Source organism: Pseudoalteromonas sp. ND6B (genome assembly GCF_000764215.1).
GTDB lineage: Bacteria > Pseudomonadota > Gammaproteobacteria > Enterobacterales > Alteromonadaceae > Pseudoalteromonas > Pseudoalteromonas tetraodonis.
The window spans coordinates 39,582-55,157 of the sequence record NZ_JQFL01000021.1; the positions used below are offsets into that span (position 1 = coordinate 39,582).

Consider the following 15,576-nt stretch of genomic DNA (forward strand, 5'->3'; position numbering starts at 1 on the left):
ATTAAAGCCGCTGTGTTTAATACACGGCGGCTTTTTTTATTATAGGTGTCAACCTATTAGCAAGCTCTCTATGCGCACTAACGGGTAAGTGTATGCCCTCTTTCTTGCATGGTTTTATCAGCGGATAACAATCTAAAAATTCACACGTGTGACGATCAGCGGCGGCTTTGAACTCAATGGATAATTGTTCAGCTTTTTTACCTGCACCTGCGTAAATGCTTTTATAACTTCCCACTTCACGAACCTTGGGCGGGCTTATAATGATTATCTTTGGTATTGTTTTACAGTGATAAAAGGCTTTAATAGCTAAAATTAACTCCTCCAGCGCTTTGCCAATATCGATAGCAGACAGTGCAAAACGTGCTTTTAAGTCATTGGTGCCAAGCTGAATAATAACAACATCAACAGTGTGAGCTTCCAGATACGGTTTTAAATATTTAATGCCCGATTTATCTCCCATAAACGGGGGGTTATTGACTAAAGTACGATTAGGCTCCCCGGCTTCAATCACTTCAAAGCCAGTGCCCAACTGCTGCTTTAATAAAGTAGGCCAGCGTTCAATTTCGCTCAGCCGTTTGCCATCAACAGGAGAAATACCAAAGGTATTGGAATCACCAAAACACAGAATATTCATTAAAACGGATTCAATGTATAGCCTTGTTGCTGTAACTGCGCATGCGCAGTCATCGCAGAAAGCGCCATTTTCACCCCAGGGATAAGCTGATCTGCTGCTACCTTCATATGCATTGCCGACTGCCCGCATACATATACCTGCGTGTTATTAGCAAGCAGCTGTTTAATTAAAGATTCGGTTTTGTTATCTTTTTCAAACCGAGCTTTATAATCACTGTTTTGCAGTACATCAACGCTGGCTCCACCGTGTACCACCAGCGCAAGCTGAATATTTTCTGGTTTTACGCCGTGAGCCACATGCATATTAATAAATCGCGCTAACGAATTAATATGATTATTTTGCGCGCCCTTTTCAGCGCCTTTACCTACATCAAAAGCTATCTTAAACTGCGCTTGGCTTAAATCAGACACATGCTCGGGCACATTATAAAAATAACCATAGTCTTTAATAACAGGCGCAGGCTCTGCAGCAAGAGTACTAAAGCTAGCCAAAAGTAAGCTTGAGCCAATAAGTAACGTTTTCATACATCATCCTTTTTACTTTTTGTTTAGCCTAACGCTATTTAACGTGATTAACTAGCCTGAACATGTGAATGCGCTTTAAAAGTCATTCCTAAATAATTAAAGGTATGTTTAAACATATCGATAAATGCGTCTGGCGCAGAGGGAGATGCAGCATTAGACAACAGTGAAAACTGTTTTTGACGTAAAGTTCTAAGCTTCGGTTTTAACGCCTCATCATCCATGTAATCTGTGATCCTATCTATAAATGCTTTCATTTTTGGCGTGGTGTTATACCAGTACACAGGCGATGCGAACACCCAATGTTCGTAACGAAGTAACACTTCAAACAAATTATAAAAATCATCATTGTGATACTGCTTATCGTAGCGATAAGGTGAAATAACATAATCATCTAAGCAAAAAACAATGCCGCTTTGTTGCTTACTTTAGGCATTAACTTGCGCGGTAGTATTGCCATTTTTACGTCCACTTGAATATATGATTGCGATATGGTGTGCTGATTTTTCTTGCATTGGGTTAGCTCCTTTTCTTATGATGGAGCAAAGCTTAAAACCTCAAGTTAAGTTCAGGTCAATAAAAAATAATTTAATTTTTAAAAGGAATTAAAGTGATGGCGGTACAAAAAAAGCTTACTGAAGCCAACTTAACGGTTGGGTTTGTCGCTAAACGCAGTGGCGTTAAGGTATCTACACTGCACTTTTACGAAACTAAAGGGCTAATACGCAGTTGGCGAAACAGTGGCAACCAACGACGCTTTAAACCAGATGTACTAAGGCGAGTCGCAGTTATAAAAGCGGCACAAGCGATGGGGATCACGCTGGAAGAAATTAAACAAACTCTGGCAACGTTACCAGAGCAGCGCACACCTACCCAAAAAGACTGGTCTGCACTTTCAAAACAATGGCAAGCACAGCTTGATGAGCGCATTGCTTATATGCAACGTTTACGTGAACGGGTTGATGGCTGTATTGGCTGTGGGTGTTTATCAATGAGTAAGTGCCCTATTTATAACAAAGACGACCACTTAGGTGAAACCCAAAGTGGTGCCATTTTGTTAGAGCGAGATTAAGGCTTATAAGACCTTAATCTAGACCATTTAAGCCTTCTCGTGCTGCGCGATATAACGCCCCTAGAGTTGAGTCAAATACCGATTTTATAAAACTGTAAGTCAGCTCTACGGCTTTACTAATAACTTTGCCAGCAAACACTAGCATGTGGCCGAGTAAACCTAAGGTTTGCGTTGCAAATGAGGCTGACGCTTTGGCTATTTTATCAAGCGTTCGCGCGAGCATATCGTAAAAAGTTAAGCCTGTACCTATGGCTGCTTGTGCCGCAACAGCACTGTAGTAACCCGAATCTTTTAATAAGGTAACTAACGCAGCGCCCAGTTTATCTGCCCAGTGTGAACTAAATGAAGCTTGGTTTCTGTCTTCAAACTTTAAGCGTACTGGCGTGCTTAAAAAGTGGTTTGCTTTTACAGTTAAATTGCCCCAATCATTACTGTTTGCAGTATTAACATAGCCTGGCGTACCACTTAACTTGTGTGCTGCGCCTTTAAGGCCCTGACCATTATCAAGACGAATTTCTTGGCCATTGTAGGGCGCATGTGAAAATGGCCACAAAGGCACTTTTGTAACCGGATCAGCACCGTGTGTACAGCGGTATATTTTATCAATACGAGAAGTGGCAGCGCGTGAAAAGTTATCAAGCCCCACTCTTGGCGAGCCAAATGTATATAATTTAACGGGTAACGAATACTCTGCTTTTATCCAATCAGCAGAAAGCGTAGCCAGTGCCCCACCTAAACTGTGACCAACAATGTGCACACAGCCGGTTATTTTGTCTCGAATGTTAGCCGCTACAAACTCTTGTAAAGCGGGCTTCATGCTATAAAAGGTTTTATTAAACCCAGCATGTACCATACTGCCGTTAGAGCCACCGCTTAACCCAAAATGTGCATCTGTTAGGCCATCTCTAAGAGAAGCCGTACCGCGAATAGTGATCACTGAATCACCCTGATACAGCCCTTGGCCATGTCCTAGCAAACCAAAACCAGTGCTTAAACCAAATAAATGAGAGAAAAAACCACCAGATATTCCTTGTACTGCTTCAGGGCTAACCCCAAAGTTAAAGCTACCTCGCAGAGAAGGATGCAAAGAATTATTAAGTAACGTGGTACTTTTAATACTCTTTGCTTTATAAGCAAGCAAAGCAACTTGTACAGCTTGTGTAGGAGTTAAAGTATTCATAAAATTCCCTTTAAATGATTATGTTAAAAGTTACATTTTACATGCACCATATATCGTAAAAAAATGCTCTGGCGCTTCTTCTATAGGTATGTCGTATGTTTGTGGCTCTTCGGCAATATCACACTCTAAGTTAGCGAGTAAGTTTTTTAGGGTATCACTCCCCTCGTGCATAGACACGGTTGTGTACCAAAGTACAACGCCCTCAGGCGTACCATTTTCTAAATAAACATGCTGAACCAATGATTCATTATCAAACATGTTTGCAGGCTTACTCGTTTTTATAGATTTTTCTGTGAAGGTAAAAAAACCATTTTCATCGGTTATTGCTTCATCTTTATATTCATCACCATAAGTAAGCGCACGTACAACCTTAGTATTTGCAACAGGCTGCCCTTTATCTAATAATTGCCCTTTTACCGGAGCCGATAAAACAAAATCCTGTTTATTAAAAAAACCAAACATATCTGCACAAGCCTGTGTTGTAGTAAAAATAATAGTAATAGATATAATTACCAAAAAGTAAGCTTTAAAACGTGATAACAAAATATACAACTCCCAACTATTCGCCTCAAAATACACGTGTCGTATTGCTATTTAATGACGTTTTAAACTCTTAACTATCAGCGTTAATGAAATTACCATTTCAACTAAAATTTATTCTAATTGGGTACAAAGCGCACTGCAAGCATGTAGAGCAAAAAACAAGCAATAAATCATTCCCTAAAAAAACAATTCATAAACAAGCTTACATATAATGCTAAACCCAAGTCCCATCATTAATATATAGCCATATAAAATAGCAATAGCGCCACCCGATGCATCCCCTATTTTGTCTATTTCAATACATGTAGAGCACACTATAAAAAAGATAAAAAAGTTAGCAATTAAGCCTAATATATAAGCTTCGCCAAATAATGGGGAAATACCGACTAATATCGCACTTAGCATAATAAGTATGCCTGAAAGCGCCTCCTTCAGAGAAAACTTATACTCAATAATTTTGAGCACCAAGGTCACGACCATTAATGCTAAAAAATAAACCGTAGGTTTAAACTGGCTATATAAATAATCCACACTAAACATTTGGCTAATCGTCAATGAGGGCTCTTTAGCTGGGCTTAAATCTTGTGTTATCGCGCTTGAAGCGTCAACGGTAAAAAAATACGCAGCCGCAACAATTATTAACTTTATCATTCCAAAAAAGATAAAACTGGCGACCATAAACCCTATTGAATCATCTCTGGTCAATCGCTTGTTTGCTTTGCTTTCTACAATTTTAGCTAGCAATACACCCAATAAGCACACACTACCTAAATAAAGCAGCGCGACCCAAAACTGATCAAGGTAAAAAACCGATAAGCCAGGGGCGATAAATAAAAACATTGAATCTTCATTATCTAACGAGCTTTTTGGCTCAACGCTATATTTTGACTGTTTAAAAAGTGCTAAATAAACAAATAATGGCTGTAAAAACAGCATTAAAATGCAGGTGTTTATAAGAGTCATTTATCATCCTTGATTACTGCCAACACACTGCGCCGAGAGTATTGGCAATTTCGAAACTAATTAAAGGTTTATTTTTTGCAGGTAGGTTTTAAGCTTTAATAAGCCCGACTCAAGCTCAAACTTTTGTATTTTAGGGTTTTTAAACTTAAACCCGTTTGAAATATGAGTATTAATCATCGTCGCCATGCCTTCAAAACCCGCAGGCGCAGTTGCGACTAAATCGCTCAATAATGGTTGAATAAGCTCTTGATGCTCTTCAATTTTAGTTGGATCCTCGTAAATATCGTATACAAGGTTGGTTAGTGTTTGTTGGTGTTGTTGTTCCATAATAATTCTATAACGCCTTAATTTGGCGTTTATAGCTCCTTTTTGGATTTGATATTTTTTAATTGTTCATTGCTGCTACGGCATTTTCTTTTAATGTTTTAGCTAAAGTATCAGAGCCATCGTATAACTTTTGATCTATCACATATTGCGCATTAATAATAACATTTGGCCAATCTTCAAGCTTTGTATAGATTTTTGCCAAATCGTAATGAATCGACCTTAACAGAATTGGATAGGGCTCTTCTGCCTGAGTTAAAAAAAGCTCATATAAACGTGCGGCTTCCTTTAAATCTTCCTCAACAAACAAACCACCATCATAAAGCCATGCAAGCCTGCGAATAGCCAAATTTTCATTTTTCAGCACACGGCGCTTTAACTCATTAACATAACGTGAGCCGTCCCCAGTATGATGGCCAATAAAAAGTAATGCTTCATACTCACCCATGTCGTAAGCTTTTTCGCACCACTTTTCAAGCTGTCTAGGCGCATACATTAAGCTTTTTTGACATTGAAGCATCACTGTATTTTTAGACAACTCAGGATTGTTGATATCAAGATCTGGCCATAAAGTCTTTGATAACGACTTAGCCTGAACTTGAGCAGTGATTGTGCAAAGAACAAAAAAAGCTATAAATATTCTTTTTACCATTTGAGAGTTCCATCAGAATTGACTCTTTGTTCAGGAATATGAACTTGAAATGATTTAACTGAATGTTTAGAAGGGAAACCTTCACGATAAAAGTATTGCTGCTTGAGAGTATTTATTTCAGTTGAATCGCCTTCACAACGCCTTTGAGATAGACAAGCAATACCCCCTATAAAATCTATAAACCTAATGCTATTTATTCCCCTAATTGGCATTAGGGTATCTAAACCAGGCTCGTAGTTTGAAGCCTGTACAGCATGCCATCGATGCATAAAAGCAACGATACGATTTGCTTTCGATTGATTTAAAACACCCGCTATATTATCAGCCCATATTTTATTACGACGGGTGTGCGTGCTCAAACAGTCCCCTCCAATATATTGATCATAAGAGCACTCCTTATCCATAGCCTCCATTATTTGTTGCGAAATATCTAAGGCAATAATTTTTAAGCCAATATCTCTAGCAGCTTTTGCTAACTCACCATAAGCTTTAGGAACTAAATAACCCCAAGCCCAGTTTTCATCAAAGTATTGTTGAATTTCTCTAAAACCTTTACCCGTACGTTGGTAAAAATCAATTTTTTCTTGCATAGAGCGTGGCAACATCTCCATCGCAAAATGAGTAAATCCAGCTCCTTTAAGCTGTTTTAGGGCTTTAATAGCTTCATATTTATAGCCAGCGGTATTATGGCTCGATTCACCAAGCATCACTAATCGCGCATTACCGGCCATTGTTTTGTAATTTACATCCGTGTTTATTTTATTCATTACCTATCCTTGATCTTTATTTAAATTTTCAAAACACCATTTATAAAATTCAATAGCGTCATTATTCTCAGAGCTGTAAGGAGCAACTGCATATTCATAACTCATTGCAAATAAAAGCGCTTTTGCAGTGAAGTTACATTCTTCACTTTTTGAAAAACATTCCTTAACTCCACGCCATAATGACATTGCGCGGCTAACATACTCGTCACCACAATTTCTCTATGTTCCTTTATATTTCAATTAAGTAAGCAAAGCTATGCAGCCTTACTTTTTCTTCTTCTTATTTCCTTTAGCCATCTCTTTTTCAACAGCGGCCCGAGCGTCTTTTATATCTTTAAAAAAGTTATATTGATATTTAATTAAGCCTTGGTATTTATTTCCTTTAATTAGATAAAAAGACAGCAGCATAAAGGCTATATTAGTAACTGTAGCTATATGATAACTACTTCCCTCTAAAATTATAAATGATGGTAAGCAAATCAAAGCTAAAAATAGAGCATAGTATTTCAATATCTTTGCACATAGAAAAGAGCCTTGACTAACTTTAAAGTTTAAAAGGCAAAACATAATTCCAACGGAAAACAAAATGCCCAACAGCCACTCAGGACTTGTATCAAAGTACTGTGTTAACAATGTCATGCCTGAATAAACAGTTCCCATAAGTAAGATAACCGTTACTAATAAGAACCTACGTAAAAGCTTCCATGGGGGAAATAATAAAAACACCTCATCGTTATTAGACACTACTTACTTAACTCCTCATATATACCAATTGCAAGTGAGTTTACAGTTCCTGATAAAGCACTCCCACCAAAACTAAAAGATGCACCAATAGTATCTTTTAATTGTAGCCTTAATGCTTGAGTGATCTGAATTCCACTATACCGCTTCGGAAACTGCCCGCTTCTAACCATTCTTTTCAAAACTTGATTAGAAACACCAGGATGATTTAACCTAATTATGTCTTGTGTTAAACGCTTTCTTTCACTACTCGAAAGTCCTTTTAAAAGAGCATCGGTACTTTTTTTTGTATTCGCTTTTAGTAATTTAACTGCCTTTAAGGTCGCAGCACCCGCAGCAGCAGCTCCAGCCAATGAAACAACATCAAGCGCTGTAGTTATATTCTGATACCATTCCTTTGAGTCATATAAGTCATTTAACTCTGGGTTTACGCTTTCGTTATAGGTTCTAACACCACCATTAATACATTGCAGTGAACTCGCAGTACTAGCAGCTACGGCTAAATATGTAACAGCAGAGCTTGTTCCACCCGATATAGGAATTGCTGCCGCGCTACCAAAAACGACTATCCAACCTAAAACAGCCGCACTACAACTTAAAACTGTACCAGCAACTTCACCGACTAAACGTGACTCTCGCGTATTGCTTTGGCTATTTTTTAAGTGACCTGCAAATTCTTGCTGATTCATATTTTTCGGTTGTTCACGCAAAACTATTTTGGGGCGTGTTAAAGCTGAGCCACTATAAGCTCTCAATTCTACAACTGTAAAACCTGAGTCAATATAAACAACTCCAGCACCAGCTAACCCCGGAATTTTATCGATACCTTTAAATAACCTTTCTTGATTTATTTCATGGTTCAGCCGAACTTTTAACTGCCTTTCTTGATAGCGATGATATTCATTTCCAAACATTAGCTAATTCCTTTTAATTTTATAAAACCTTTCAATTTTTACGTCGTTTAAGCAATAAAAGTCATTTAGACAAACCAATAAGAGCCATTCTTGTTGATGTCCTAATATCCATTTTTATTTATGATAAAGTCATGACTGTAAATCTATGAATATTTATCAGCTATTTTTTTCAATTCTTCTAGCAAACCATCCTTTAACATATAGTTAGGTATATCCCATCTTTGAGGTGTCTTGTCAGAAACATAGCTTTTTCTATTCCCATTCCAAATATTTAAACCAGGTAAGTTTTCAGCACAACAATGTACCATGGCGTTTATGCCGATGGTTTCTCCATCAAACTCAGCAGTAGTACTGCGTTCAAAGGCTGAAAAACCACCTTCATCCTTCTTTTTAAAAAAACCATTTTCTATTTGATTAATTATCCAGGGTAATGCAGTTAGAGGATACTCAGATTGTGTGAGTCGTTTTTTCTTTTTCATTTTTGAATAAAATTCAGTCGAAATTACCAAATAATTTTCTTTCTTTATAAGAAAATTTTTTTCATCTGGAAACATTTCATAATTAATAGTTGAAAGGATTTCTTCACCTGTTTTCAAGTTATTATGGTCTACTAATCCCAAATGTGGCTGTATTTTGTTATTCACTGTATTTACCCTTAGATAGGTGTTAAACGGACTGTGGTTACATTTTTCATTTCTGCAATCGCTGGGGGATCATTTTCCAAAGTTAAAGTTTCTACCACACCATGATTGTTTCCTGAATGTCGGCACTGTGTCATACCATCACCAGTAAACTCACTATTTGCACCGAACTCAGTTCTAAGCGCATGCCTTGCTGCAAACTTGTTCTCTTGTGCCTGATCGTTTAAGTCTTCTATAAACTCATCTTGATCTTTTGAATTAAATTCATTTAAACCATTATCCCAATAATCTTGCATGTGCGCCGCATACTGTTTTTGGTAATCAGAGTTCAGTACGCTATTTATTGCATCATGATATTTTGGCTCTAGTTGTTTCTTAGCTGGCTCTTCAAGTTCATCCCATGTAGGCACGAAGGTATTTTCACCGAAATCACTCAAATCTTCACCACGATCAACAATATGAAGTACATAGTCTTTTTTTGGGTCGCAACCAGTTGCCAATAAATCAGCAATTATCTGTGGATCACTATCTGCATTTTCAAGCATATCAAAGCTAGTAGCCCACATAGCAACTAAACCATTTGGTTTTTGGAAAGCTAGTTTTGCATCAATATTTTCATTAACTGGTTGAAAGCTTATAAGAAAACGTGATTTGCCAACAGAACCATCCTTTGACTTTTTCACTAACTCAGCATCTGTATATTTTGCTTTATAGCCATTTTTAATAATATTTTTACGAGCAACATCTAACCTTTCTAAACATTCCTCTAAAGATTTTGGTTCCGGATTAAAGTCAAGGTTTCCCTCTGAAACTAATTGTTCAGCAGTGCCTTGCTTTATATGGTTAACCATTTCATCTGCTGTATAAGGAGATGCATCCTCTGGGAGTTGAGAAAGTTTAATTAGTTTTTCTTTTAGTTCTGGCGAAATAGCTGCATTAACATCAAGCGCTGCTCTTACTTTTGCCTGCCCTTCTTTACACAATAACCCAAACGGATCCACCCAATTAACCGGATTTGGCGCATATTGATAGTGGTTTATGCCACCCACTAAGCCAATCGGGTCTTGATTTATAAAGCGTTGTTGTTTAGGGCTGTAATAACGGTAGCGATTGTAATGTAAGCCGCTCTCTTCATCTAAATACTGCCCTTGAAAGCGGATTGGCTGAGTGAAGCTACTTTCTTTATTAAAGCCTGAATCTACTTCTGGCTCTTCATATCCATACGCATCGGCTTGGTTTTCCCAAACGACTTCTGCTTTGTTGTTGGTTACAAAACGTGGGGTGTTAAGTTGGTCTAGGTGGTAGTAATACACCTCGCATTTTTTAATTAGCGCTACTGGGTGAAATTGATTTGGCAGGTTAATGTACCAGGTATATTCACCGTGTTGGTATTCACCAATTAACTGGTCGTTATCCCAAATGTAGTCAATTTTGCCCTGCTCGGTGTGCTTGGCGATACGCCGGCCGAGTGGGTCGTAATCGTATTGAGTAAGCGTGCCGTTGTTGTTAAAGCAACTTAGCTGATTAAATGCATTGTATTCGCGGCGGGTTTTTATACCTTTGCCGGTTTCGCGTATTTGGTTACCAAATTCATCATAATGAAAGTCGCTGTCGCCAAAGTGGGTTAAACGGTCGGCATCAGTGGTGCCTGTAATAACATCATCATTATCACTTAAATCACTAGCAAACGTTGCTGCATTTGAATCGTTATATTCGCTATTAATTACATTATGTGTGCTTTCTGACTGGTTACTTTCAACCTTATTACTGGCGCCACTAGCATCGCTCTCATCATTGTGCTGAGTAGTTTGCTGCTCGGCTAACTCGTTATTTTTAATTTTTGACTGGCTAACTGGGTTACCAAAACTATCCCACTGGTATTGGGTAGTTTTTGTGTTCTCACCACTGGCTAGATTTTGCTGAATTAACTGGCCAAGGCTGTTGTACTCAAAATTAATATTGTGGCTGCTAACACCTTCCTCTTTACGCGCAATCAACTGATTTACGCTGTCGTAATTGTACTTACAGGTATCAAATAGTGCTTGCGCAGGATGGGTTAACTGCTGCTGTGTTAAGCGGTTAAATACGTCAAATTGTTGGATAAGGGTTACGTCATTACCAAACTTTTGCGTTTGAATATTGCCTTGACTGTCATAGCTAAGCGCTGCAAGTTCAACAGCCGTGCTATTGGCTTGCTGTAAGTGAATAGCACTTAGCTGGCCGAATTTATTGTAGCTATATTTAAGCGTACTTGAATCTGGCAAGGTCAGTGATTGCCTTCTGCAGTAGTCGTCGTAACTGTATTTTAAGGTGTGCGCTTGTTGCTGATTATGTACTTGCTCAGCATGCAGTAACCGCCCGCCTTTATCAAACTGCTGCTTTAAGGTTGATTGTGCATTATGCGCACGGGTAATTTTACCTTGCAGGTTATAGCTGTAGTAATTGGCGTTATTAACGATGTGAGTATCGGTTGCCAAACTTGCATGCTGCGCAATCACGCGGCCTAATTTATCGCGCTCAATTTTTACATGGCGTTTATCGCTTTGTGTCACCGAGGTTAAGCGGTTGCAAGCATCGTATTTATATTGCTGTACCGTACCGTCAAACCCAGTTACTTGCGTTGGGTTTTCGTTAGCGTCATAGCTTATACGGTATACATGGCCGTCGCTACGCTCAATGGCGGTTAGGTTACGCTCTTTATCGTAAGTTAAATGCAGTGCACTGCCATCGGGCTGAATAACACAATGTGGTTGGCTTAGCCCTTCAAAGTGTTGCTCGGTGGTATCACCCTTACTGTTTTTTGAGCTAATTAACCGCCCTGCATCGTCGTAACTAAAATGTTGCTGCTGTTTGTGCTCAGGGTCTTTTTCGTCAAAGGCAATGGTTTGCGCAAGCTGGCCATGCTCATTGTATTTATATTGAGTCAACAAACCTGCGTTATTAATGGTGGCATTAACACGGCCTAAACTGTCGTAGCTGTAACGAATAAGCTCATCGTTATGGTGCTTGGCTAAAAGCTCGCCTTGCTCGTTCCATACAAATTGTGTGACTTGCCCATTTTTATTTATGTGTTGGGTTAGTTGGCCAAATTTGTCATAGCTGTAAAGTACGGTGCGACCGTCGCCAAAGGTTTCACTTTGCAGTAAACCCGCCACGCTATATTTACGGGTAATGGTTTGGCCATCAGGCAAGGTGGTTAATACACGCTGACCCAATTGGTTATAAGCAAATTTTGTGACACTGCCATCTGGCTGCGTTATTGATTCTAACTGGCCGTAAGGGGTATAGCTGTATTTTATTTCACTGCTGTCTGGCTTTATTTCAGTAACTTTTTGACCTTGCGCGTTATAGCGGTATTGCCACACATTACCATTTGGGTCGGTGTGCTTAACTAACTTACCTTGCGCGTTATGTACAAAGTGTTCTTTATGCCCACGCGAATCTATACAGGTTGTTTCACCAGCGTCTACATTATATTCAAACTGATACGTATAAGTGTTGTTATCGCCCCACTGTTTTATACATTTAGCACTCGATGAGTAACTGTCCCATTCAAAATGATGGCTAAAACCACTGGCACGGGTACGCTTAGTTAATAAGTTAGCGGCGTTATAGCCATAATGCTCTGTTTCACCTTGCTGATTGGTCGCACGAACGAGGTTTTTGTTTTCATCATAATCATATTGCGCAAGTAACGGCGTTAGTAATACAGGCTTGTTGTTATCACCTGTACGGTAAGCCGAAATGTTCGCCAGCAGCCCTTGCGGGTTATATTTTAAAATACAGCCACGCGCTTTATTTACCTCAACGCGATGCAAGCGCTCTTTGGCATCGTAATAAAAACCAATACTTTGGCCTTTTTCGTTAATAACTTTTTCAAGCAACCATGAGTTTTCGCCGGCTTTAAACGTCAGGTGTTGATCATCTGGGGTTACTAATACTTGCTTACCATTAGTTTGGTAATGCAACGCTAAATTACTGCTTAATTGATAGCTCGATTGCCCCGGTTTTACTTTTTCAAAACGATGTTTAGCGCCATGCTCATCTTGGTATTCTAACCAGTAGGTGCCTTTTTGTTTTGGGCCTACTTTAGGTGGCGGTAAGTAATGCTCAGTTAACTGCACCATAAAGTCATGTCGCCAACCATTCCCCATTACACTGCATACATCCGCATGCGATGAACGGTATAGGCGTCGCCAAATTAATTGTTTGCTGCCTGCTAAGGTGAAGTCAATAAGCGGCAGTATTTCTTCACCCGAGAGCATAGAAACCGGATCAGAACGACACTCTTGTTGGGTGATAGGTTCTTCACTTGGGGTATTATTACTTGCACCGCCACTGTTTTTAGCCGGCGCTTGGGAGGCACTTTTACCTGAGGCTTTTGAACTACTCTTGCTACTTGGCTTTTTACCTGCTGCGGCGCTATTGGTGTTATCACTTACCTGAATGGCCGACTTAGCTTTTTGGTGATAGCAACTAATAGTACCTGCAACCAAAGCTTGGGTTAATACACTCGCGGTTTCACGTGCAGACGCACCGCGCGAACAGCTTATTCCTGCAAGGTTAAGCAAGTTAATAACGTCTAAACGTTTAGCGGCGTCGCTAGTAAGCGCACTGCCGACTTGTGCAATTTGATTTTTGGCACTTTCAGGCGTGTTAGCTGCTACAGCAACAAAGCCCGACGGCGCAGAACCTTTACCAGCGACGAGGCAAATTGGGTAACTTATTCCTTGTAAAACAACGGTATTACTTTGCATTAGCTGTCTACTTCCTCACTTATCCATAAGTATGATGCTGCACCTTGATGCTTAGCTTGCTCTTGGGAGAGCATTAATGCATAACTAAAATGCTCAACAATTGCAGGGCTTGTGGTTAATTGGTACAAATTAACTAACCCTTCTAGTGCGCCTATTTTCCCTAATTTATAATTGGGTAGTTCGTAATATGTGTGCTCATCAATTAAGCTAGTAAGTAGCTGTAAATTGTTTAGCCAACTATCATCATCTACCCCATTTCCTGGTGCAAAAATTAGATCAATCTTATTCTCTGTTTGTTCAGCTAATCGCGTAAGCATACCTGCTAGCTGATTATGTTTGCTAAAATCAATAGATGCTGCAATCTCATGGCTTACCTGCGACCACCCGCAAGGCACCATTTCAACTACAGCCAACGCACCACCTACACCTTGATATACAAACTGCTGCTGTTTATTTGCTTTAAAAGTTGCATCTAAAGCAATTACATTAAATTTTTGCCATTTTTTTTCACCAGCCAAAGCTATAGCAGAGTGTGCACCTGTTGTTCCATGAAAAATCAGCTCACTGCTATGATCGGGGTATAACTGTTGTAAGCTTTGAGCTAATAACTGTTTGAGCTCATCTTGAAATGATAATGCCGGTAGTAACCAAATCATCGGCAATGTGCTGTCGGTGACTTCTGCCATTAATTCTTTAGATTTAATTATGCAATCGTAAACACAGGCATCCCAAGACTGCCATTGCAACTCATTAAAAACAGCACTGTTATCGTCAAATAATAATGCATCTACGCTGCTAATATTTGGGGCTGAAAAGCATGTCATCTCGATTGAAAATGCACTCATGATGCCACCTCGTCCTGAGTTTTATTGGCAGCGAGATGTTGATAATAGCGATATAAATTAAACACCCCTTGGCTATAGCTATCCATGGCCGATAAATAAATGGCATTAGGCACTTCATCAAGAGGGTGCCCTGCAATCAGTCGTAAACTCGACATGGCGGTTTCATATTTAGGCCAGTTATGTTTTAACTGCTGCTGAAAATTTATTAGCGCGCTTTCATCACCTTGCCAAGCGAGTCGCTGGATATCGTATTCCACTAGCTGATCGAGTTTATCACCTAACATGCGCCTTATTAGCGCAATAATTAACGCGGGTTGCTCTACTTGTTGTAATAGAGAATTGGCTAAAACAATCAGTTTTACAAAACCGCTTTGTAATAAAATATGCAATGTATGATCAACCGATAAGGTATTACTGGCATGATTGCTTAAGCTATTTACTTGCTCAAAATTTAACGACAACAAAAATAACGACATTAAGGGTGATAGATGGGCTTGCTCACTTAATGCATCAAAAATAGTCGTTAATATCTGTCTGTCGTGGTGCTGCGCAAGCTTGGTAATTTTATTTATAGTTGCCAGTGTTTGCGGGGCAATCTCTTCATCAGCACTGTAAGCAAAAAACAAGGTGTTTAAATTTAATAGCCGAATTAAGTTAAAGCTATGCTGTTGAATAACGACTTTATTTATAATGATTTTAAAAAAGGTACTCAGCGCTGGCTCATTAAGTAATTCATTTATAAATATAATATTTTTATTTTGTGGCAAGTTAGCCATGACTTCAATACATGCTTGGGCAACTAATTCTTCGTTTTTGGTGTTAGTTATTATTTCGACTAGTTGCTCAGTGGTGGGCAATTCAAAGTTATTTTTTTGATTATTATTTTTTGCCGTTAACCAACAGCTTTCTAATAGGGTTTTTCTTAAATAGCGAACATGACCTATACACGTAAACGGGCACAGTTGAGCGTTACTAATTTGTAGTAATTGTGCTTGATGATCACTTAAATAGGTCGCTAGCAA

At 39.0% G+C, this 15,576-nt stretch carries 16 protein-coding genes and 1 pseudogene; 1 reads left to right on the forward strand and 16 read right to left on the reverse strand.

Features of this window, described 5'->3' with window-relative positions; genetic code table 11:
• Positions 1-16: 16 nt before the first annotated feature.
• The 3 genes and pseudogenes from ND6B_RS13525 to ND6B_RS19560 all read right to left on the reverse strand — a co-directional run bounded on the left by ND6B_RS13525 (position 17) and on the right by ND6B_RS19560 (position 1,670).
• On the reverse strand, positions 17-634 hold the full coding sequence (locus ND6B_RS13525; protein ID WP_033102970.1) for a GDSL-type esterase/lipase family protein: 618 nt from the start codon (positions 632-634) through the stop codon (positions 17-19).
• Positions 634-1,158 carry a DsrE family protein gene (locus ND6B_RS13520; RefSeq protein WP_016900110.1) on the reverse strand — a complete coding sequence of 175 codons (525 nt, stop codon included), beginning with the start codon at positions 1,156-1,158 and terminating at the stop codon, positions 634-636. Before ND6B_RS13520 ends, ND6B_RS13525 begins: the two co-directional genes overlap by 1 nt.
• A 47-nt stretch (positions 1,159-1,205) precedes the next feature.
• Positions 1,206-1,670, reverse strand: a pseudogene (locus ND6B_RS19560) (flavodoxin family protein).
• A gap of 98 nt (positions 1,671-1,768) precedes the next feature.
• Here ND6B_RS19560 and soxR point away from each other — a divergent pair.
• Complete coding sequence (soxR, locus tag ND6B_RS13515) at positions 1,769-2,227, forward strand: redox-sensitive transcriptional activator SoxR (RefSeq protein ID WP_013462989.1); 459 nt, start codon at positions 1,769-1,771, stop codon at positions 2,225-2,227.
• A 13-nt stretch (positions 2,228-2,240) separates the two neighbouring features.
• Here soxR and ND6B_RS13510 read toward each other — a convergent pair whose 3' ends face one another.
• From ND6B_RS13510 to ND6B_RS13455, 13 genes are all read right to left on the reverse strand, one after another.
• Positions 2,241-3,407, reverse strand: coding sequence for a lipase family protein (locus tag ND6B_RS13510; RefSeq protein ID WP_013462988.1), 1,167 nt, complete (start codon positions 3,405-3,407; stop codon positions 2,241-2,243).
• A gap of 30 nt (positions 3,408-3,437) precedes the next feature.
• Positions 3,438-3,950: a DUF6795 domain-containing protein gene (locus ND6B_RS13505; protein ID WP_081844601.1), complete on the reverse strand. Its 513-nt coding sequence runs from the start codon at positions 3,948-3,950 to the stop codon at positions 3,438-3,440.
• Positions 3,951-4,127: 177 nt separating this feature from the next.
• On the reverse strand, positions 4,128-4,913 hold the full coding sequence (locus tag ND6B_RS13500; protein WP_033102971.1) for a hypothetical protein: 786 nt from the start codon (positions 4,911-4,913) through the stop codon (positions 4,128-4,130).
• A gap of 60 nt (positions 4,914-4,973) precedes the next feature.
• Complete coding sequence (locus ND6B_RS13495; RefSeq protein WP_010389341.1) at positions 4,974-5,240, reverse strand: hypothetical protein; 267 nt, start codon at positions 5,238-5,240, stop codon at positions 4,974-4,976.
• Positions 5,241-5,298: 58 nt separating this feature from the next.
• Positions 5,299-5,889, reverse strand: a complete 591-nt coding sequence (locus tag ND6B_RS13490; protein WP_033102972.1) for a hypothetical protein — start codon at positions 5,887-5,889, stop codon at positions 5,299-5,301.
• Entirely contained in the window at positions 5,883-6,656 is a 774-nt protein-coding gene (locus ND6B_RS13485; protein WP_033102973.1) for a ChaN family lipoprotein, read from the reverse strand. Before ND6B_RS13485 ends, ND6B_RS13490 begins: the two co-directional genes overlap by 7 nt.
• Positions 6,657-6,659: 3 nt before the next feature.
• Positions 6,660-6,842: a hypothetical protein gene (locus tag ND6B_RS13480; protein WP_235420446.1), complete on the reverse strand. Its 183-nt coding sequence runs from the start codon at positions 6,840-6,842 to the stop codon at positions 6,660-6,662.
• 78 nt (positions 6,843-6,920) lie between these two features.
• Entirely contained in the window at positions 6,921-7,400 is a 480-nt protein-coding gene (locus ND6B_RS13475) for a hypothetical protein (RefSeq protein WP_033102974.1), read from the reverse strand.
• The gene (locus ND6B_RS13470) at positions 7,400-8,311 is read right to left on the reverse strand and encodes a hypothetical protein (protein ID WP_033102975.1); all 912 of its coding nucleotides are present in this window, start codon (positions 8,309-8,311) and stop codon (positions 7,400-7,402) included. Before ND6B_RS13470 ends, ND6B_RS13475 begins: the two co-directional genes overlap by 1 nt.
• A 143-nt stretch (positions 8,312-8,454) precedes the next feature.
• Positions 8,455-8,955, reverse strand: coding sequence for a hypothetical protein (locus tag ND6B_RS13465; protein WP_033102976.1), 501 nt, complete (start codon positions 8,953-8,955; stop codon positions 8,455-8,457).
• Between the two features lie 11 nt (positions 8,956-8,966).
• The gene (locus tag ND6B_RS0119080) at positions 8,967-13,709 is read right to left on the reverse strand and encodes an RHS repeat-associated core domain-containing protein (RefSeq protein ID WP_235420447.1); all 4,743 of its coding nucleotides are present in this window, start codon (positions 13,707-13,709) and stop codon (positions 8,967-8,969) included.
• Positions 13,709-14,554 (reverse strand): hypothetical protein, encoded by an 846-nt coding sequence (locus ND6B_RS13460; protein WP_033102977.1) that lies wholly within the window; start codon positions 14,552-14,554, stop codon positions 13,709-13,711. The genes ND6B_RS0119080 and ND6B_RS13460 overlap by 1 nt, the downstream gene beginning before the upstream one ends.
• Positions 14,551-15,576 (reverse strand): hypothetical protein, encoded by a 1,026-nt coding sequence (locus ND6B_RS13455; RefSeq protein WP_033102978.1) that lies wholly within the window; start codon positions 15,574-15,576, stop codon positions 14,551-14,553. Before ND6B_RS13455 ends, ND6B_RS13460 begins: the two co-directional genes overlap by 4 nt.

Coding starts and splice junctions, on each gene's coding strand:
- ND6B_RS13490 (WP_033102972.1), bottom strand. CDS start 5,889: ATGGTAAAAAGAATATTTATAGCTTTTTTTGTTCTTTGCACAATCACT.
- ND6B_RS0119080 (WP_235420447.1), bottom strand. CDS start 13,709: ATGCAAAGTAATACCGTTGTTTTACAAGGAATAAGTTACCCAATTTGC.
- ND6B_RS13520 (WP_016900110.1), bottom strand. CDS start 1,158: ATGAAAACGTTACTTATTGGCTCAAGCTTACTTTTGGCTAGCTTTAGT.
- ND6B_RS13480 (WP_235420446.1), bottom strand. CDS start 6,842: ATGTCATTATGGCGTGGAGTTAAGGAATGTTTTTCAAAAAGTGAAGAA.
- ND6B_RS13460 (WP_033102977.1), bottom strand. CDS start 14,554: ATGAGTGCATTTTCAATCGAGATGACATGCTTTTCAGCCCCAAATATT.
- ND6B_RS13510 (WP_013462988.1), bottom strand. CDS start 3,407: ATGAATACTTTAACTCCTACACAAGCTGTACAAGTTGCTTTGCTTGCT.
- ND6B_RS13500 (WP_033102971.1), bottom strand. CDS start 4,913: ATGACTCTTATAAACACCTGCATTTTAATGCTGTTTTTACAGCCATTA.
- ND6B_RS13470 (WP_033102975.1), bottom strand. CDS start 8,311: ATGTTTGGAAATGAATATCATCGCTATCAAGAAAGGCAGTTAAAAGTT.
- soxR (WP_013462989.1), top strand. CDS start 1,769: ATGGCGGTACAAAAAAAGCTTACTGAAGCCAACTTAACGGTTGGGTTT.
- ND6B_RS13525 (WP_033102970.1), bottom strand. CDS start 634: ATGAATATTCTGTGTTTTGGTGATTCCAATACCTTTGGTATTTCTCCT.
- ND6B_RS13485 (WP_033102973.1), bottom strand. CDS start 6,656: ATGAATAAAATAAACACGGATGTAAATTACAAAACAATGGCCGGTAAT.
- ND6B_RS13495 (WP_010389341.1), bottom strand. CDS start 5,240: ATGGAACAACAACACCAACAAACACTAACCAACCTTGTATACGATATT.